At 32.2% G+C, this 18,830-nt stretch carries 17 protein-coding genes; 13 read left to right on the forward strand and 4 right to left on the reverse strand.

Going from position 1 to position 18,830, the window contains the following annotated elements; all coding sequences use genetic code 11:
• The first annotated feature begins 19 nt into the window (after nt 1-19).
• From C7447_RS10335 to C7447_RS10380, 10 genes are all read left to right on the forward strand, one after another.
• Nucleotides 20-997 carry an MlaD family protein gene (locus C7447_RS10335; RefSeq protein ID WP_148870436.1) on the forward strand — a complete coding sequence of 326 codons (978 nt, stop codon included), beginning with the start codon at nt 20-22 and terminating at the stop codon, nt 995-997.
• Nucleotides 998-1,019: 22 nt separating this feature from the next.
• Entirely contained in the window at nt 1,020-2,339 is a 1,320-nt protein-coding gene (locus C7447_RS10340) for a (Fe-S)-binding protein (protein WP_246143058.1), read from the forward strand.
• Between the two features lie 94 nt (nt 2,340-2,433).
• Complete coding sequence (locus tag C7447_RS10345) at nt 2,434-3,213, forward strand: (Fe-S)-binding protein (RefSeq protein ID WP_148870437.1); 780 nt, start codon at nt 2,434-2,436, stop codon at nt 3,211-3,213.
• 20 nt (nt 3,214-3,233) lie between these two features.
• Complete coding sequence (locus tag C7447_RS10350; protein ID WP_148870438.1) at nt 3,234-3,836, forward strand: SPOR domain-containing protein; 603 nt, start codon at nt 3,234-3,236, stop codon at nt 3,834-3,836.
• Nucleotides 3,836-4,777 carry a 1,4-dihydroxy-2-naphthoate octaprenyltransferase gene (menA, locus tag C7447_RS10355; protein ID WP_148870439.1) on the forward strand — a complete coding sequence of 314 codons (942 nt, stop codon included), beginning with the start codon at nt 3,836-3,838 and terminating at the stop codon, nt 4,775-4,777. The genes C7447_RS10350 and menA overlap by 1 nt, the downstream gene beginning before the upstream one ends.
• Nucleotides 4,778-4,806: 29 nt before the next feature.
• Complete coding sequence (locus tag C7447_RS10360) at nt 4,807-5,484, forward strand: metal-dependent hydrolase (protein WP_148870440.1); 678 nt, start codon at nt 4,807-4,809, stop codon at nt 5,482-5,484.
• 1 nt (nt 5,485) lies between these two features.
• The gene (locus tag C7447_RS10365; protein ID WP_148870441.1) at nt 5,486-6,001 is read left to right on the forward strand and encodes an SRPBCC family protein; all 516 of its coding nucleotides are present in this window, start codon (nt 5,486-5,488) and stop codon (nt 5,999-6,001) included.
• A gap of 13 nt (nt 6,002-6,014) precedes the next feature.
• On the forward strand, nt 6,015-7,061 hold the full coding sequence (locus C7447_RS10370) for an o-succinylbenzoate synthase (protein WP_148870442.1): 1,047 nt from the start codon (nt 6,015-6,017) through the stop codon (nt 7,059-7,061).
• A 2-nt stretch (nt 7,062-7,063) separates the two neighbouring features.
• Nucleotides 7,064-8,044, forward strand: coding sequence for a CPBP family intramembrane glutamic endopeptidase (locus tag C7447_RS10375; protein WP_148870443.1), 981 nt, complete (start codon nt 7,064-7,066; stop codon nt 8,042-8,044).
• A gap of 15 nt (nt 8,045-8,059) precedes the next feature.
• Nucleotides 8,060-9,097, forward strand: coding sequence for an AMP-binding protein (locus tag C7447_RS10380; RefSeq protein WP_148870444.1), 1,038 nt, complete (start codon nt 8,060-8,062; stop codon nt 9,095-9,097).
• A 10-nt stretch (nt 9,098-9,107) separates the two neighbouring features.
• Here C7447_RS10380 and C7447_RS10385 read toward each other — a convergent pair whose 3' ends face one another.
• From C7447_RS10385 to C7447_RS10400, 4 genes are all read right to left on the reverse strand, one after another.
• Complete coding sequence (locus C7447_RS10385) at nt 9,108-9,710, reverse strand: hypothetical protein (RefSeq protein ID WP_148870445.1); 603 nt, start codon at nt 9,708-9,710, stop codon at nt 9,108-9,110.
• Between the two features lie 97 nt (nt 9,711-9,807).
• Nucleotides 9,808-10,524, reverse strand: coding sequence for a YebC/PmpR family DNA-binding transcriptional regulator (locus tag C7447_RS10390; RefSeq protein WP_148870446.1), 717 nt, complete (start codon nt 10,522-10,524; stop codon nt 9,808-9,810).
• A 40-nt stretch (nt 10,525-10,564) separates the two neighbouring features.
• Complete coding sequence (locus C7447_RS10395; RefSeq protein WP_148870447.1) at nt 10,565-12,208, reverse strand: acyl-CoA carboxylase subunit beta; 1,644 nt, start codon at nt 12,206-12,208, stop codon at nt 10,565-10,567.
• 55 nt (nt 12,209-12,263) lie between these two features.
• A complete protein-coding gene (locus C7447_RS10400) occupies nt 12,264-13,745 on the reverse strand; it encodes a helix-turn-helix domain-containing protein (protein WP_148870448.1) in 1,482 nt (493 codons plus the stop codon).
• A gap of 127 nt (nt 13,746-13,872) precedes the next feature.
• Between C7447_RS10400 and aceB the strand changes: the two genes are divergently transcribed.
• The 3 genes from aceB to C7447_RS10415 all read left to right on the forward strand — a co-directional run bounded on the left by aceB (nt 13,873) and on the right by C7447_RS10415 (nt 18,769).
• A complete protein-coding gene (gene aceB / locus C7447_RS10405; RefSeq protein ID WP_148870449.1) occupies nt 13,873-15,468 on the forward strand; it encodes a malate synthase A in 1,596 nt (531 codons plus the stop codon).
• 80 nt (nt 15,469-15,548) lie between these two features.
• The gene (locus C7447_RS10410) at nt 15,549-17,183 is read left to right on the forward strand and encodes an isocitrate lyase (RefSeq protein WP_148870450.1); all 1,635 of its coding nucleotides are present in this window, start codon (nt 15,549-15,551) and stop codon (nt 17,181-17,183) included.
• A 242-nt stretch (nt 17,184-17,425) separates the two neighbouring features.
• Entirely contained in the window at nt 17,426-18,769 is a 1,344-nt protein-coding gene (locus C7447_RS10415; protein ID WP_148870451.1) for a coiled-coil domain-containing protein, read from the forward strand.
• The last annotated feature ends 61 nt before the right edge of the window (nt 18,770-18,830 follow it).

An 18,830-nucleotide genomic window follows, 5' to 3' on the forward strand; every position in this document is an offset into this window, starting at 1 on the left:
TCTTTGGTAATGCTAAATTATGTCAAAGGAATTAAAAACAGGAATTATATCGGTATTAATTATTGCTCTAGGAATCTGGGGTTATAATTTTTTAAAAGGTCAGAATTTATTTAGTCCTAGTTCTCGTCATTTTTATGTTGAATATAACAATATAAATGGGTTAAATGAAGCAAGTGTTGTTACTATAAATGGGTTGCAAGTAGGTAAGGTAGAAAAGATATCTTTTAATCCTAAAACAGACAAAAAAGGACATTTGTTGGTACGCGTATCTATAGAAAATAATTTTCGTTTTTCTAAAAATAGTATTGCGAAAATTTATCCAGCGGGTTTAATGGGAGGCCAAAACTTAGCAATCATTCCTAGTTATGAAGGAGAGGATGCTGTTTCAGGAGATTATTTAAAAGGAGAAATAGAATTAGGTATTTTCGATTCAGTTGGAGAAAAATTAAATCCCATACAAGGAAAACTTGATAATGTGTTGGTAGGGGCTGATTCCTTATTAATAGGGTTGAATAAAGTGCTTGATGAAAAATCAAGAAAAAGTTTAAATAGAAGTATAATTGGTTTAGAAAGCACTGTTAATGGCGTGCGTAAAACTTTAGCTTCTGTAAACTCCTTACTAGAAAATAACAAGTCAAATCTTGATGCTACACTTTCTAATACGAAAAAGATTACTGAAAATTTTTCAAAAGTATCAGAAGATTTAACAAAGGCTAACTTGGGTGAAACAGTTGAGAAATTAGAAACAACTTTGAAAAATGTAAATGCTTTATTAGCAAATGTAAAAGATGGTAAAGGTACACTAGGTAAATTAATTACCGACGAGAAAATGTACACTAATTTAACCAATGCTTCTAAAGAAATGGAAGAATTACTTCGAGAAATGAAGTTAAATCCAAAACGATTTGTACATTTTTCTCTTTTTGGTAAGAAACCAAAACCTTATAGCGAAGAAAATAATAATAGTAACATAAGCAATAGTCAAGTAAAAGACTAACCTCTTTAATAGATAATTTCAAATGGAAAAATACCTACCAAACATCTTTTTTGCGCTTATTTTAATTGCTGGAATCGGATATTTTACAATGAATGTTCGTAAGCTTATCCGAAATATTAAATTAGGAAAAGACATAGATAGAAATGATAGAAAGCCAGAAAGATTTAAAAATATGGCGAAAATTGCTCTTGGGCAATATAAAATGGTTCGCCGTCCGTTATCAGGAATTTTGCATATTATTGTATACGTAGGTTTTATCTTAATTAATATTGAATTATTAGAAATTGTTATAGACGGGTTATTTGGTACACATCGAGTCTTCCAACCAGTTTTAGGAGATGCTATTTACGGATTTCTAATAGGTAACTTTGAAGTTTTAGCGGCTTTAGTATTAGTAGCAGTTATTATTTTCTGGTTACGTAGAAACGTCGAAAAAGTAAAACGTTTCTGGAATAAAGAAATGACAGGATGGCCAAAAAAAGATGGTAATATCATTTTATACTTCGAAATGGTGTTAATGTCTTTATTCTTAATTATGAATGCTACAGATATTCATTTTCAAGAAGCTGGTGTAGGTAATGTAATTTCACAATTTATTGCGCCTTGGTTTGATGGATATTCAGCAGAAACAATTCATGCAATAGAAAAAACAGCTTGGTGGTTACATATTGTAGGGATTTTAATTTTCTTAAATTATTTATATTTTTCTAAGCATTTACATATTCTACTAGCATTTCCAAATACTTATTTTGCAAATTTAAATCCGAAAGGACAGTTTACAAATTTAGAAGCGGTAACCAAAGAAGTAAAAATGATGATGGATCCAGATGCAGATCCATATGCGATGCCAGAAGAAGGAGCAGAGGATGAAGTGCCAGAAAAGTTTGGAGCATCCGATGTTACCGATTTAAACTGGGTTCAGTTAATGAATGCGTATACGTGTACAGAGTGTGGTCGTTGTACTTCATCTTGTCCAGCGAATCTTACAGGAAAAGAATTATCTCCTCGTGCTATTATGATGAAAACTCGTGATCGTTTAGAGGAAGTAGGTAAAAATATAGATGCTAACGGAGGGGAGTTTAAAGATGATGGAAAGCAATTATTAAACGATTATATATCGCCAGAAGAATTGTGGGCATGTACAAGTTGTAATGCGTGTGTACAAGAATGTCCAATCGGTATCGACCCACTATCTATTATTATGGATATGCGTCGTTATTTAGTGATGGAAGAATCAGCAGCTCCACAAGAATTGAATATGATGATGACAAACATCGAAAACAATGGAGCGCCTTGGCAATATAGCCAACAAGATAGATTAAACTGGAAGGACGAAAATTAAGAGATTAATTATTCTAGTTAGCAGTAAGTAATTATCATCTCTAGCATAGTCTAGAGGTTAAAAAAATAGTTCAACAATTAAACGATAAAGAATTATGAACGTACCAACAATGGCAGAAATGATGGCTCAAGGTAAGCAACCAGAAGTGTTGTTTTGGGTAGGAGCTGCAGGAAGTTATGATGATAGAGCAAAAAAAATTACCAGAGCATTTGTGAAAATTTTACAAATGGCTAATGTTGATTTTGCAGTGTTGGGTACAGAAGAAAGTTCAACAGGGGATGCCGCAAAACGTGCAGGGAATGAATTTTTATTTCAAATGCAAGCAATGACCAACATAGAGGTTTTAAATGCTTACGAAGTAAAAACAATTGTAACGTGTGATCCACATTCATTTAATACTTTTAAAAATGAATATCCAGGATTGGGTGGGAAATACGAAGTATATCACCATACACAGTTTATAAGTAAATTAATTACTGATAATCGATTAACTATTGATGATGTTAATTTAAAAGGAAAACGATTAACTTATCACGATCCTTGTTATTTGGGGCGTGCAAACGATGTATATGAAACACCACGTGAATTAATTCGACGTTTAGGGGTTAAGATGACCGAAATGAAGCGTCATAAATCTACTGCATTATGTTGTGGGGCAGGAGGAGCGCAAATGTTTAAAGAGCCAGAAAAAGGAGATAAGGATATAAATGTTTTAAGAACAGAAGACGCCTTAGAAACCAATCCTCAAATTATCGCAACAGGCTGCCCTTATTGTAATACGATGATGACAGATGGAGTTAAATTCAAAGAAAAAGAAGCCCAAATAGAAGTAAAAGATATTGCAGAGTTAATTGCTGAAGCAAATAATTTATAATCCTATTAAAGTCATAAAATATGCCCTTTATTGAAGGAGAAGATTTAGTAAAGTTGTATGATGAAGTAGATAATTTATCTGTTAAAAATGAAGAATTAAGACAAGGATTTATTGATATTAAATTAAAGAACAATAAACACCTTAAGAAGCAAAAATACGGACAGTTCATTATATTAATATTGTCTTTGCTTATTCTTCTACTTGGCTTTATGTTATATCAATCTAAAGGAGATATTAATGAGTTTACATTAAGTCAAAAGAAGTTTTATGATTTAAAAGTAGACAGTATTAATAGGGTATACTTGGAAGAAAAAAAGCTAAGAGAAAATAATAAAGATAAAAGTAGACTTGTTTTTACCATACAAATTGGAGCATTCAAAGGCTTAAATTTAGATAGCTATCCTGAAGAAGAGTTAAAAAACTTTAAAAGGTCTTCAAATGAAAATTTATACACTTATTCTATTGGAGAGTTTTCATCGTTAGAACAAGCTAAAATTTTTATGAGAGATATCAAAAAAATAGGGATAAAAGATGCGTTCATTTTACCTCTAAAAAATAACAAGAAGATTAGTTTAGAACAAGCTATTTCAGAAAGTAATAAAAGTGTTTTTTATAATAATTAATGATTAAAAACTACCTTAAAGCAGCACGCTTACGTACATTGCCACTATCAGTTTCTGGTATTATAGTTGGGAGTTTTTTAGGAGTGTTACATATAGATTACACTGTTCAATCAATGTCCTTTATGGAATTCTCTAAATGGTATCCTTGGGAAACTTCAATTTTCTGGTTAGCAATTTTAACTACAATAGGTTTCCAAATCCTATCCAATTTCGCAAACGACTATGGAGATGGTGTAAAAGGAACAGATGATAACAGAAAAGGAGAAGCAAGAATGGTATCATCAGGAGTGATTTCTCCAAAACAAATGAAACGAGCTATGGTTGTTACTACAGTTCTTACATTAATAGTTGCTTTATTGTTAATCTATGTTTCCTTCGGAAAAGAAGATTTTTTGTTCTCTCTATTATTTTTTGGGTTAGGAATAGCTTCTATTGTTGCTGCGATTAAATACACCGTTGGTAAGTCCGCTTATGGTTATAGTGGCTTTGGAGATATTTTCGTATTTGTATTCTTTGGTTTGTTAGCAGTTGTAGGAACCTATTTTTTATATACAAAACAGCTTAATTTCACCATTTTCTTACCAGCATTTTCAATCGGTTTGTTATCTACAGCGGTGTTAAATTTAAACAATATGCGAGATCGAGTAAACGATGCGTTAGTGGGTAAAAATACATTAGTAGTTAAAATAGGAGCTGAATTTGCAAAATATTATCATTATTATCTTATTGGATCTTCTTTTTTATTTGCTCTTTTGTATACTGTAATTCATTTTCACTCTCCGTTTCAGTTTTTATTTGTCTTAGCTTATTTTCCTTTAGTAAAACATTTACTGTTTGTTGCTAAAAACAAAAATGAGATTGAATTAGACGGTGAACTTAAAAAAGTGGCGTTGAGTACATTTTTGTTTTCGATTCTATTTGGATTGGGACAAGTTTTGTAAATTGCAGTACAACTAAATCATTTTACCTTATGAAAATAACTTTCTACGGTCACGCGTGTTTCGGTATTGAAATCAACGGGACAAATATTTTAATAGATCCATTTATTACAGGAAACCCATTGGCTGCTCATATCAAAGTTGATGAAGTTAAAGCTGATTATATTTTGTTAACACATGCACATCAAGATCATGTTTTAGATGTAGAACATATTGCAGAAAGAACAGAGGCAACTATTATTTCTAATTTTGAGATTGTAAATTATTACACAGCTAAAAATTTAAAAGGTCATGGTGTAAATCATGGAGGAACTTTTAAAACGGATGTTTTTTCAGCTAAATATGTAAATGCAATTCATACTTCTTCTTTTGCAGATGGTACTTACGGTGGACAACCAGGAGGTTTTGTAATAGAGACAGAAGGAAAAGCTCTTTATGTTGCTGGAGATACGGCATTAACAATGGACATGAAATTGATTCCTATGCATAATAAAATTACTGCATCAATTCTACCGATTGGAGATAATTTTACTATGGGAATTAATGATGCGATGTTGGCAAGTGAGTTTGTTGAATGTGATAAAGTAATAGGGTGTCACTACAATACATTTCCTCCAATTCAAATAGATACTCAGGCAGCAAAAGATATATTTAAACGCGATCAAAAAGAATTGATTTTATTAGAAATAGGATCGTCAATAGAATTATAAAATGAAAGCAATCAAAATTATTTTAGGAATAATTTCTACAGTAGCAGTGGTGTTTTTCTCTACGGGTTTAATAGTTAAAGAAACAAGTTATTCAACTCAGGTAAAAATAGAGAAACCGATTGCTGACGTTTTTACATTGTTTAATGATCCTTCAAAATTAAAAGAATGGATTCCAGAATTTAAATCTATTGACACGCTTGAAGAAAAACCAGGGAAAACAGGTAGTACTTATAAGATAATTATTAAAAATAATGGTCAAGAAATTGTGATGAACGAAAAAATTCTAGCGTTTGTACCTAACGAAAAAGTTACCTTATTTTATAAGGTGGGAAATATGTTAAAGACAGATGACTACGTTTTTACTTCTGATGGAGAATTTACAATTATCACTAATAAATCAACTTGTAAAAGCGATAAGTATTTGCTGAGTTGTGTATTTCCTTATTTTAAATCAAAGTTTAAGGAGCAAAATCTAGCCTATTTAAATAATTTTAAAGCGCTTATAGAAAAGCAATAATTATACATAAATTTTGATAAAGGCTACTTTTCATAAATACATTTTAAATTTTAAGCAACCTAGCGGAACCTCAAGAGGAGTTTTAAGAACTAAAGAAACTTATTTTTTAATGCTGTCTGATGATGGTAAGCAAGGAATTGGAGAATGTGGTTTGTTTCGCGGTTTAAGTGTAGACGATAGTCTCGATTATGAAGAAAAGCTACAATGGGTTTGTGACAATATCAATAAAGGATTGAATTTCTTGTTGGGAGAACTGGTAGACTTCCCTTCAATTCAATTTGGTTTAGAACAAGCTTTTTTATCATTAAAAAGTAAAGATCAATTTTTATTATTTCCTTCAAATTTTACCTCAGGAAAAGATTCAATTTCTATCAATGGATTAATTTGGATGGGAGATCGAGATTTTATGAAATCTCAGATTAAACAAAAAATTAAAGAGGGGTTTTCATGCATAAAGATGAAAATAGGAGCGATTGATTTTGAGGAAGAAATTAATTTACTAAAATACATTCGGAACGAATTTTCATCAAAAGACATTGAGTTAAGAGTAGATGCAAATGGAGCTTTTCATCCATCAACAGCTTTAGGGAAACTATCTCGTTTATCAGAATTCGATTTACACTCTATAGAGCAACCTATAAAACAAGGTCAATGGCAAGAAATGGCTTTTTTATGTGAAAAAACACCGTTGCCAATTGCTTTAGATGAAGAATTAATTGGGGTTTTTTCTGTAACAAAAAAACAAGATTTACTACAAACAATACAACCACAATATATTATTTTGAAACCAAGTTTAGTAGGCGGTTTTAAGGGAAGTAGCGAGTGGATTCAATTAGCAGAACAGCAAAGTATTGGATGGTGGATTACATCGGCATTAGAAAGTAATGTTGGGTTGAATGCTATTGCACAATGGACGTATACATTGCAAAGTAAGATGCCGCAAGGACTCGGAACAGGAGGTTTGTTTACAAATAACTTCGAGAGTCCGTTAGAAGTTCAAAACGGTTGTTTGCAATATAGCACAACTAAAAAATGGAGTTTTAATTTAAATCAGAATTAAGAATGAATTTTATTCAACAAGCATATAAAGGAAGAAACGATTGGTATCATTATTTCGTAACAATTCTTATTGTTTTTGTAGGATGGCAAATAATAGGTGTTGTACCCTTAATTGTTACAGCAGTAATGCACTCTAAAGATACCAATGATTTTTTAAGAGCTGCTTCCGATAATTTTATGAGCTTAGGAATTGATAAAAATCTTTTTTTGTTTTTAATGATTCTAACTTTTGTTGGTGGATTATTGGCCTTATTTTTATCGGTAAAATATATTCATAAAAGAAGTGTTAAAACACTCATAACAAGTAGAAAAAAAGTAGATTGGAGTCGTTTTTGGACTGGATTTTTACTTTGGGGAGTAGTCGCTATTGTAGTTACATTGGCTGGGGTTTATTTTACTCCTGAAACCTATACTTGGAATTTTAAACCTGTTCCGTTTTTTACGCTTTTAGTAGTTTCATTATTGTTTTTGCCACTGCAAACAAGTTTTGAAGAATTATTATTTAGAGGATATTTTATGCAAGGTTTTGGTACTTGGTTTAAAAATAGATGGTTGCCGTTAATTTTAACTTCAGTAATTTTTGGCTTGTTGCATGGTGCAAATCCAGAAGTAGAAAAATTAGGATACATTTCTATGGTTTTTTACATAGGGACGGGTTTGTTTTATGGTATTGTTACGTTAATGGATGAAGGAACCGAATTAGCTTTAGGGTTGCATGCAATAAATAATATTGTAGCAGCCATTTTTGTAACTACTGATTGGACAGCTTTTCAAACGGATGCGTTGTATATAGACAGCGCAGATCCTTCTGTAGGTTTTGAAATGTTTTTTCCTGTTTTGGTTTTATATCCGCTGATGCTTTTGTTTTTTTCTAAGAAATATGGTTGGAAAAATTGGCAAGAAAAATTGTTAGGGAGAATTGAAAAACCTAAACTAGAATCTTCTTCAGATGATAGATTTAATCTTATCGAGGATAGTTACTAGAATTTGAAAAATCTGATGAGTAAGAACTTTCATAAAAATTTTCGTCTTAATGAGGTATCATTTTCTTCCTCAAAAGAAATAATAGAATTTGCATCGTCAATTTCTATTTCTGCTCAGAATTTTTTAACCGATTGGTTTACAGAAGATGAGTTTATAGTTGTTCAGACTTCTGGTTCTACTGGAAAACCGAAACCTATTCAGCTTAAAAAAGAGTTCATGAAAAACTCTGCGTTGGCTACAGGTGAGTTTTTCAATTTACCTGAAAAAACAACTGCACTTTTATGTTTGTCTATAGACTATATAGCAGGGAAAATGATGTTGGTTCGAGCGTTTACTTTAGGTTGGGATTTAGATGTTGTTGAACCAGTTTCTAACCCACTTTCATCTGTAGAGAAGCAATATGATTTTTGTGCAATGGTACCTATGCAGTTGCAAAATTCTTTATATGATTTAGATAAGGTAAAAAAACTCATTGTAGGTGGAGGAGTGGTTTCTAATGATCTTATCAATAAAATTCAAGATGTAAAAACCGAAATTTTTGCCACCTATGGTATGACCGAAACCATCACGCATATTGCGGTTAAAAAGCTAAATAACTTCGATTTTGCTCCTGTTTTTTATCAAACTTTACCTGATGTAACGATTTATAAAGATCAAAGAAATTGTTTACTTATTAAAGCTCCAAAAGTGGCAGATGAATTAATAATAACAAACGATGTAGTTGAATTAATTTCTGACACAGAATTTGAATGGTTAGGACGTTTTGATAATGTAATTAATTCAGGAGGGATAAAATTACACCCTGAAAAAATTGAAGAAAAATTATCCAAAATAATCAACAGTCGATTTTTTGTGGCAGGAGTTTCGGATGCTGTTTTGGGAGAAAAATTAATTTTGGTTATTGAGGGGGTTGAAACAAAAATTAACTTTTCAACTATTGATGATTTAACTAAATATGAAATCCCAAAAGCAATTTATTTTGTGGATGAATTTGTTGAAACAGAAACAAAAAAAATCCAACGTTTTTTTACGTTGGATTTGTTAAATTTATAAATGTTGATTTTTATCTATCAACTTCTAAGAACTTTTTATCGTCAAAAGCTTGTTGGTATTCTAGTAAAGAAATTCCGTATCTTTCAGCATTATAGTTAACTTCTTTATCAATTTTATAAAGCTTACTTTTTCTTTTAATTTCCATTGAATTTGCTATAACAAAAACAGAATCTGCGGTTACTTTGGTTATTTTTAGTGTAGAATATCCTTTTTCAGATGATTTATACTCTATAATATCATTAACTTTAGGTGAATTAATATAGCTAACTACATCTTTATCATGTTTTTTGGCAGAGTAAATTCCAAATGCAATTAATGCACCTATAACTAGAGACCCTATCCAATGTGTAATAGGAGTTTTGGTAGTTCTTTTTACATTATCATGAGCTAATTTAAGTTGTTCACTCATCTCTTTACGTTCGTAAGTGACTTTACAATGATTACATTCTGAAACCCCTTTTTTACCTAACGGAAAAATAGGGATCCAATAAATATAAAAATATCTCCCAAAAATACTTATGGTGTGAGAAGTTTGCTGTTCGCAGTGGTTACATTTTACTCCACTTACTTTATCGCTTTTTAAATGAGTGCCTTTAGTTCCGTAAAAAATCATAGTTTTAAATTCTTGGGTTAGTTATTGAAAGTTAAATGTATAAAAAAAATCCAAAGCACTAAAGCATTGGATTTAATTGATTTTATTAAATGAAAAATTACATTTCCATAGAATGATACACGTTTTGCACGTCATCATCTTCTTCTAATTTTTCCAATAGTTTTTCAACTTCTTCTTGCTGTTCTTCAGTAAGTTTAGTTGTTGTTGTAGGGATGCGTTCAAAACCAGAAGAAAGAATTTCTAAGTCATTTTCTTCTAAATATTTTTGAATGGCACCATATTGCTCAAACGGAGCATAAATCATTATTCCGTCTTCGTCTTTAAATACCTCTTCAACTTCAAACTCGATCATTTCTAATTCGAATTCTTCTAAATCCATCTTTAAAGTTTCTTCGTTAATTCTGAAGTTACAGGTATGGTCGAACATAAAAACTACCGAACCAGAGGTTCCTAAGTTTCCATTACACTTGTTAAAAGCAGCTCGAACATTAGCAACAGTCCTGTTGTTGTTATCGGTTGCAGTTTCTACAACAACGGCAATACCGTGAGGAGCATATCCTTCAAAAAGTGTTTCTTTATAGTTAGCAGTGTCTTTATCGGATGCTTTTTTTATGGCGCGTTCAACATTGTCTTTTGGCATGTTTGCGGCCTTTGCATTTTGTATTACCGCACGTAAACGTGCATTAGTTTCTGGGCTAGGTCCGCCTTCTTTTACAGCCATCACTATATCTTTACCAATTCTGGTAAAGGTTTTTGCCATTGCAGACCAACGTTTCATTTTTCTTGCTTTCCTAAATTCGAATGCTCTTCCCATTTCCTGAAATATGTTTTTTAAAAATTGATGTCAAAAATAATTAAACTTGAATAACTCCCAAATTAAATTGCTTTTCAATTGGAGCGTGATTTGCAGCTTCAATTCCCATAGAAATCCATGTTCTGGTATCTAACGGGTTGATAACTCCGTCTGTCCAAATTCTTGCGGCGGCGTAATATGGGGAAATTTGCTCGTCGTAACGAGACTTTATCTTGTTAAATAATTCTTCTTCTTTTTCTTTGGTAATTTCTTCGCCTTTCTTTTTTAAAGAAGCAGTTTCAATTTGTAGTAGTACTTTTGCTGCTGATGCTCCACTCATAACAGCTAACTCTGCACTTGGCCACGCGGCAATTAAACGGGGATCATATGCTTTACCACACATTGCATAGTTCCCTGCCCCATAAGAATTACCAATTACAATGGTAAATTTTGGTACAACAGAGTTGCTCACAGCATTCACCATTTTAGCTCCGTCTTTAATAATTCCTCCGTGTTCAGATTTACTTCCAACCATAAAACCTGTAACATCTTGTAAAAAGACTAACGGAATTTTCTTTTGGTTACAATTAGCTATAAAACGAGTAGCTTTATCAGCAGAATCAGAATAGATAACACCACCAAACTGCATTTCACTAGGTTTGGTTTTGGCTTTGGTAGTTTTTACAATTTTACGTTGATTAGCTACAATACCAACTGCCCAACCGTCAATACGAGCATAACCCGTAATAATAGTTTGTCCGTAGCCCGCTTTATATTCATCTAATTCAGAATTATCAACCATACGCTCTATGATTTCCATCATGTCATACTGTTCATTGCGAGCTTTTGGGAGTATGCCAAAAATCTCGTTCTCGTCCTTTTTGGGAGGCAATGCACTTGCCCGGTTATAACCAGCTTTGTCAAAATCACCGATTTTATCCATGACGCTTTTAATTCTGTCTAAAGCATCTTTATCGTCTTTTGCTTTATAATCAGTAACACCAGAGACTTCGCAATGTGTAGTTGCGCCACCTAACGTTTCATTGTCAATACTTTCTCCGATAGCGGCTTTTACTAAATAGCTTCCTGCTAAAAAAATACTTCCAGTTTTGTCAACAATTAAAGCTTCATCGCTCATAATTGGCAAATAGGCTCCACCTGCAACACAACTTCCCATCACAGCAGCAATTTGGGTAATTCCCATACTGCTCATCACTGCATTGTTTCTGAAAATTCTTCCGAAGTGTTCTTTATCTGGAAAAATTTCATCTTGCATTGGAAGGTAAACTCCAGCAGAATCCACTAAATAGATAATAGGTAATTTATTTTCAATCGCGATTTCTTGCGCGCGTAAATTCTTTTTTCCTGTGATAGGGAACCAAGCTCCAGCTTTTACAGTAGCATCGTTAGCAACAATAATACATTGTTTTCCTTTTACGTAACCTATTTTTACAACAACTCCGCCAGATGGACAACCTCCATGCTCTTTGTACATACCTTCGCCAGCAAAAGCACCGATTTCAATGGATTTTGATTTGCGATCTAATAAATAATCAATACGCTCACGAGCAGTCATTTTACCTTTCTCATGGTGTTTTTTAATCCGATTTTCACCACCTCCTAGTTTAACTTTTGCTAATTTTTGACGTAGTTCTGATAAAAGTAATTTATTATGATCTTCGTTTTTGTTGAAGTTAATATCCATGGTTGTTTGTTTGCGTTGGCTAAAATAAGAAATTAGCTTAAAATCTTCAATACTATTAGGTGTAGGTATTTATAATTTTATCAACTGAATTGGCAATTGATTCGTTTTGTTGTTCCTTTTGTATTCGCCAAGGTTCTGCAGCTCTATCGGAACAATTTTTCACAGAGCAGGTTTCGCAAGTGACCCCGACTATTTTTTTAGGAATATTTTTATCCTTAACAAACTGCAATCTCTTTTTTAAATTTGGAGAAATTAATAAGCCAATACTAACACTTCTATTTTGGTCTCTTTTAAAAGGATCAGATGTTGCAGAGGATAGCACTATATATTCATTATCAGAATTTTCATACGATGAAATCTGAATTCCGAAAGCAGATTCTTTTTTTAATTGCTCTAATTCTGTTATCGAATTCAGGGACACCCAACGTCTGCAATAATGTTCGTTACTTCTATTGCCATGTGGGGCTTGTTGCTGTGTAATATGCAACTCTTTGGTTAGCTTGTACTGTTCTGAGTTTAATTTATGAGTAAACCGTAAAAAAAACAAGTTTTTAATATAAAACTGCTTCGGAAGTATGTTGGTTAATCGTTGGTAAAAAGTTTCGGCCGAACAATTGTATTTATCAATTATATTTTGAAAAGTTGATGAATTCCATTTTTCTTGATCGAAGAATGTTTTAAGTTCTTCAACTAGGTTTTGTTTAGGAATAATAAGTGCTCCTGCAAAATAAGAGGCAATAAAATTGTTTAAAACTTGGTCAAAGCTTTCAAATTTTATCCAAGGAAATGTATATAATCTGTCTTCAATAGTTAAAAAATTATAAGCAATTTCTTTAGCATAAATAAATGTTTTTTGTGCTTCGGTAATATCTTTACTAATTAATAAGGTATTTTTCTTCGGAATAAAAATATTACGAAGCTCATTAAGGTTGTTGTGTTTTGCTAGTTCTTCAGTATCTATTTTATAATTAAATTCTTCAACTAAAATTTCTTCTAGGTCTGTTGAAGTTATTTTTTTGTTTAAATCTAGGTGATAAGCATTTGCAAACTTTTCAACATCCTCTTCAATGTCTTCAAAATAGTTGTTATGAGCTTCTTGGTAAGATCTAAGTGATGCTAAAAAGAAGCTTTCTCTTGTTAAATTATAATTCTGTGCAATTTTAATTATGGTACTTATAAATGCATTTACTTTTGCAGGAGCATTAGCTATAATGTCTATTAAGTTGTTTTCTTGAATTCCGAATAGGTCTAAAGGAATTTCTTTTAATATTTTTGATTGTAAAATTTCACCAATAGGGGCAAGGTTTTTATCAAGCTTAAGAGAAACCATATGATCATACGGAACTTCTAAACCTTCTGAAAGAAGAATAATTTTATCTGTCTTTGGATATTTTTTTCCTTTTTCAATTTCGTTCAAATACGATTTTGATAAACCTGTAAGTTTCGCTAAGCCAAATAAAGAAAGCTTCTTCTCGGTGCGTATTTGCTTCAATTTTAACCCGAAAATTAAGCGGATGTATTCGTCTTCTATCAACATAAATCAAATGTATAAATAATAAGCGAACAATAAAAAAATAATATTTTTACAAAAAATAGCGAACGTTCGCTTGTGGCGTTCAAAAATATTTTATACTATTGTAGTATAATTTTTAAAAATGATAATTATGGAAACAAATGTAATTTCAAAAAAAATAATATTTAAGAGCTTTGAACCAGCAATTTATGGTGAAGTTTTAACAAAAGAAGCTACATCCTTTTTAAATGCATTACATGAAAAGTTTGATGCTAAAAGATTATCATTATTAGAAGAAAGGAAAGTTTCACAAGCTTATTTTGATGCTGGTAATTTTCCGAATTTTCCAGCAGAAACTAAAGAGGTTCGAGAATCTAATTGGGTTTGTAAACCAATTCCACAAGATTTATTAGATAGAAGGGTGGAAATTACGGGTCCGGTTGAACGGAAAATGATTATTAATGCGTTGAATTCTGGAGCTAAAACGTTTATGGCGGATTTTGAAGATAGTAACTCGCCAACAATTCAAAATGTTTTAGACGGACAAGTAAATTTAAAAGACGCTGTAACGAAATCGATTTCGTTTTATAATGAACAGAAAGATAAAACATATCAATTGAATGAAAAAACAGCTGTTTTGTTGGTTCGACCTAGAGGCTTGCATTTAAATGAGAAACATTTTTTAATAGACGGAAGAGAAATGTCTGCTTCTTTAGTTGACTTTGGTTTGTATTTCTTTCATAACATTAAACCTTTACTAGAACAAGGTTCTGCAACTTATTTTTACTTGCCAAAATTAGAGCATTATTTCGAAGCACGTTGGTGGAATGATGTTTTTGTTTTTGCGCAAGACTATTTAAAAGTTCCTCAAAACACTATAAAAGCTACAGTTTTAATCGAGACGATTACAGCAAGTTTTCAATTAGATGAAATTATTTATGAATTAAGAAATCATATGGCAGGTTTAAATTGTGGCCGTTGGGATTATATTTTCTCATATATCAAAAAATTTAGAAATCATAAAAACTTTGTGGTTCCAAATCGAGATCAGGTTACGATGAGTTCACCTTTTATGAAAGCCTATTCGTTACTGGTAATTCAGCGTTGTCATAAACGAGGAGTTCATGCAATGGGAGGAATGGCTGCTCAAATTCCTGTTAAAAATGATGAAGAAGCAAATAAGATAGCATTTGCAAAAGTTTATAACGACAAATTACAAGAAGTAAAAAATGGTCATGACGGAACATGGGTGGCGCATCCTGGTTTGGTTAAAGTAGCAATAGATGTTTTTAATGAACACATGCCAAATGCAAATCAGATTAATAATAAAAGAGAAGAGCTTTCTATTACAGAAGAACAATTGGTTGAAGTGCCAAAAGGAACAATTACTGAAGAAGGGATTAGAAAAAACATCAATGTTGGAATTTTATATATAGAAAGCTGGTTATCTGGTAATGGAGCAGCAGCTTTGTACAATTTGATGGAAGATGCGGCAACAGCAGAGATTTCTAGAACTCAAATATGGCAGTGGTTAAAGAATATTGTAATGCTTGAAGACGGAAGAACTTTTACACAGTCAATGTACGAGGGCTATAAAAGTTCAGAAATAAACAAAATAAAGAATTTGGTAGGTGAAACTGCATATAAGAATGGAAAGTTTGAGTTAGCGATTCAATTATTTGATGATTTAGTTTTATCAGAAGGTTTCACTGAATTTTTAACCTTACCAGCATATAAATATCTATAAAAAAAGCCCTCTAAAATGCGGCAACATTTTAAAGGGCGAGTTATCAAAATACATTAATAACCTTTATCAATTACAAAATTATGAAAAATTTAACACAAGGTAATTATAGTTCTGCATTAGAAACTGTAAAAATGCTTAAAGAAAAGTATGGGAGCACATGGGGTGCTATAAATCCTCAAAATGCAGCTAGAATGGTGGCGCAAAATCGTTTTAAAACCGGTTTAGATATCGCTAAATATACAGCTTCTATTATGAGAAAAGACATGGCTGCGTATGATGCAGATTCTTCTCAATATACACAATCATTAGGCTGTTGGCATGGATTTGTAGCGCAACAAAAAATGATTTCTGTAAAAAAGCACTACAAAACCACCAATAAAAAATATTTGTATTTATCAGGTTGGATGGTTGCTGCGTTGCGTTCTGAGTTTGGACCGCTTCCAGATCAATCTATGCATGAAAAAACAGCTGTTCCTTCACTTATTGAAGAAATTTACGATTTCTTGCGTCAAGCAGATGCCATTGAGTTAAATGATTTATTCAGAAGACTTGAAAATGGAGAAGATGTGCAAGAAGAGATTGATAATTTTGAGACACATGTAGTACCAATTATTGCGGATATAGATGCAGGTTTTGGTAATGAAGAAGCTACGTACTTATTGGCTAAAAAAATGATTCAAGCAGGGGCTTGTGCTATTCAAATAGAAAATCAAGTGTCTGATGCAAAACAATGTGGACATCAAGACGGAAAAGTAACGGTACCACACGAAGATTTCATAGCAAAATTAAATGCAGTTAGATATGCCTTTTTAGAATTAGGAATAGATGATGGGATTATCGTAGCAAGAACAGATTCAGAAGGAGCGGGTCTTACTCAAAAATTACCTGTAAGTCAAGAACCGGGAGATTTGGCTTCTCAATATTTAAATTTTGTGGAGTGTGAAGAAGTTACTATAGAAAATGTTGCTGATAATGAAGTGTTGCTTAAAAGAGAAGGTAAATTAGTGCGACCTGTAAGATTAGCGAACGGTTTGTACAAATTCAATGAAGGATCTAATATTGATAGAGTCGTGTTAGATTGTGTTACAAGTCTACAAAACGGAGCTGATTTATTATGGATTGAAACTCCGACACCAAATGTAGATCAAATTGCTCATATGGTAAATAGAATAAGGCAGGTAATTCCTAATGCGAAGCTTGTTTATAATAATTCTCCATCTTTTAACTGGACCCTTAATTTCCGTAAACAAATGTATGATACAATGCTTGAGGCTGGAGAAGATGTGTCTGCTTATAATCGAGAAAATTTAATGGATGTTATGTATGATGGTTCTGAACTGTGTAACCGTGCCGATGAAAAAATTAGAACTTTCCAAGTAGATGGAGCAAGAGATGCGGGTATTTTTCATCATTTAATTACGCTTCCTACGTATCATACAACTGCGCTTCATATGAATGATCTTACAAAAGGTTATTTTGGAGAGGAAGGTATGCTGGCTTATGTAGAAGGTATACAAAGACAAGAGATTCGCAAAGGTGTGTCTTGTGTTAAACATCAAAGAATGGCGGGGTCTGACTTGGGAGATGATCACAAGACGTTCTTTGCAGGAGATAAAGCGCTAAAAGCAGGTGGGGGTAAAAACACTTCTAATCAATTTGTTATTAATGATAAAAATATTGAAGAAGAATTAGAAGAAAACTCAGTAGTAATTTAAAGTATACTAAAACTGTGCAGTTTTAGTTAGTTGTTTGTACATATTTTCTTTTTTGAAAAAGCCTCTACTGATTTTCCAGTAGAGGTTTTTAATTTTAAAAACATCAATCAAATAAAATGAAAAACTTGTAACAAAAGCAGTTTAAATGCTACATATATTTAAGAGATTCTTGTTTTAAATTAAAAATTTTTAACGAAATTGCCTATCCAAAAATTGTTCAACTAAAAAAAACACAAAACAATATGTCTGATGATTTTGATTTATTAGAAACTAGTTCTAACAAAAAAGCTGAAAAAGTAGATGTTAATTGGGGAAAAGCCATCGATACGATGAAATCCAAATTAGCACAAGAAGATGATCCAGAAACACGTCAAAAAATATTAAATGCAACATTAGACGATGTTGTACAGATGGCAGAAAAAGATAGAACTACGCTTTTAGATGCTATTAAAGACTTAACGGATTATCAAGATGAAGTTGGAATTATTTTCGAGAAATTTTCGACACTAAATGCTGAAGAGCAAAAAGTAATAGACGATGCACAAAAAGCTTTAGAGCGTGCAAAGATTGAATTAGAAGACGCTCAAAATAAACCAGATACTTGGTGGAATAATTTATGGGGAAGAAAAAGTAAAATTGGTAAAGCAGAAGAAGCATTAAAAGAAGCAGAGAAAGTTCGTAGCGGAGCAGATAACAAAGCAAAAGCGATGTTTCAAGAGCGAATAGAAAGTGCTGATATTCAGACTTTATTAGGGGAACTTTCATACAAGTCTCAAGCGGCAGTTACACGTTTAAAGAATCGTGAGGTAGAAATCAAAGAAGTTGAAGATAAATTACAAACGGCAATTGTAGAAGCAACTAAAAATCATACAAAAGCTTTAGAGAAAAAGAAAGAAGTAGAAAATAGTTTAGAAGAGCAATACGCATTGTTAAAGCAAGCGCGTCAAGAACTAGAAGAAATTGTAGATAAGCAATCTGCAGAATATGCTCAAGCGGTAGGTAAAGTAACTACGTTAGAACAAAAAGTTGAAGAATTAGAAGGGTTGAAAAATGCCTATACAACTTTGGCTGCAAGTAAAGATAGTTTTGTGCACAAACACAATTTAACAATTAAGGTATTAACCTCTTTACGTAGTAATTTACAGACCCACCGTGCAAAATTAAAGTCAGATACAGAAGAACGTTTAAAGTATTATGATGGTTATGTGGTTGCTTTAAAAGCGAGAACAGATCAAGAATTTGCGGCAATTTTAGAACATTTAGGTGTAAAAACTGACGAGCATATTGGTGAAACGTTAGCCTCTATGCATACAGCAAGTGCAAAAGCTCGTCAAGAAATGATGGATAACATTCCTGTCCATGAAAAAGTAATGAAAGGTGTTTATAGTACCTATGCAGAAGCTTTACAGGAAATAAGAGAAAAAGATATCGATATTCAAAAGAATTTTGCCGATCGTTACGGTATTGATATGAAAGAGATTTTTGAAGATTATTACAAAGCAGATGCAAATAAATCATCTGGTGATGATTCAGAACCTTCAAACAATCCAAAACCAGCAACAAACGAAGACGATTTATTGTCTTAAAATAACGAGGGCGTTACCTTCTTTCGAGAAAAACAAAAGAAGGTCAGGCTTTCGGTAGTCG

The sequence above is a fragment of the Tenacibaculum adriaticum genome (assembly GCF_008124875.1).
Classification (GTDB): Bacteria; Bacteroidota; Bacteroidia; order Flavobacteriales; family Flavobacteriaceae; genus Polaribacter; species Polaribacter adriaticus.

Coding starts and splice junctions, on each gene's coding strand:
- C7447_RS10400 (WP_148870448.1), bottom strand. CDS start 13,745: ATGTTGATAGAAGACGAATACATCCGCTTAATTTTCGGGTTAAAATTG.
- C7447_RS10390 (WP_148870446.1), bottom strand. CDS start 10,524: ATGGGAAGAGCATTCGAATTTAGGAAAGCAAGAAAAATGAAACGTTGG.
- C7447_RS10365 (WP_148870441.1), top strand. CDS start 5,486: ATGAAAGCAATCAAAATTATTTTAGGAATAATTTCTACAGTAGCAGTG.
- C7447_RS10395 (WP_148870447.1), bottom strand. CDS start 12,208: ATGGATATTAACTTCAACAAAAACGAAGATCATAATAAATTACTTTTA.
- C7447_RS10335 (WP_148870436.1), top strand. CDS start 20: ATGTCAAAGGAATTAAAAACAGGAATTATATCGGTATTAATTATTGCT.
- C7447_RS10345 (WP_148870437.1), top strand. CDS start 2,434: ATGAACGTACCAACAATGGCAGAAATGATGGCTCAAGGTAAGCAACCA.
- C7447_RS10410 (WP_148870450.1), top strand. CDS start 15,549: ATGAAAAATTTAACACAAGGTAATTATAGTTCTGCATTAGAAACTGTA.
- aceB (WP_148870449.1), top strand. CDS start 13,873: ATGGAAACAAATGTAATTTCAAAAAAAATAATATTTAAGAGCTTTGAA.
- C7447_RS10350 (WP_148870438.1), top strand. CDS start 3,234: ATGCCCTTTATTGAAGGAGAAGATTTAGTAAAGTTGTATGATGAAGTA.
- C7447_RS10360 (WP_148870440.1), top strand. CDS start 4,807: ATGAAAATAACTTTCTACGGTCACGCGTGTTTCGGTATTGAAATCAAC.
- C7447_RS10375 (WP_148870443.1), top strand. CDS start 7,064: ATGAATTTTATTCAACAAGCATATAAAGGAAGAAACGATTGGTATCAT.
- C7447_RS10380 (WP_148870444.1), top strand. CDS start 8,060: ATGAGTAAGAACTTTCATAAAAATTTTCGTCTTAATGAGGTATCATTT.
- C7447_RS10340 (WP_246143058.1), top strand. CDS start 1,020: ATGGAAAAATACCTACCAAACATCTTTTTTGCGCTTATTTTAATTGCT.
- C7447_RS10385 (WP_148870445.1), bottom strand. CDS start 9,710: ATGATTTTTTACGGAACTAAAGGCACTCATTTAAAAAGCGATAAAGTA.
- menA (WP_148870439.1), top strand. CDS start 3,836: ATGATTAAAAACTACCTTAAAGCAGCACGCTTACGTACATTGCCACTA.
- C7447_RS10415 (WP_148870451.1), top strand. CDS start 17,426: ATGTCTGATGATTTTGATTTATTAGAAACTAGTTCTAACAAAAAAGCT.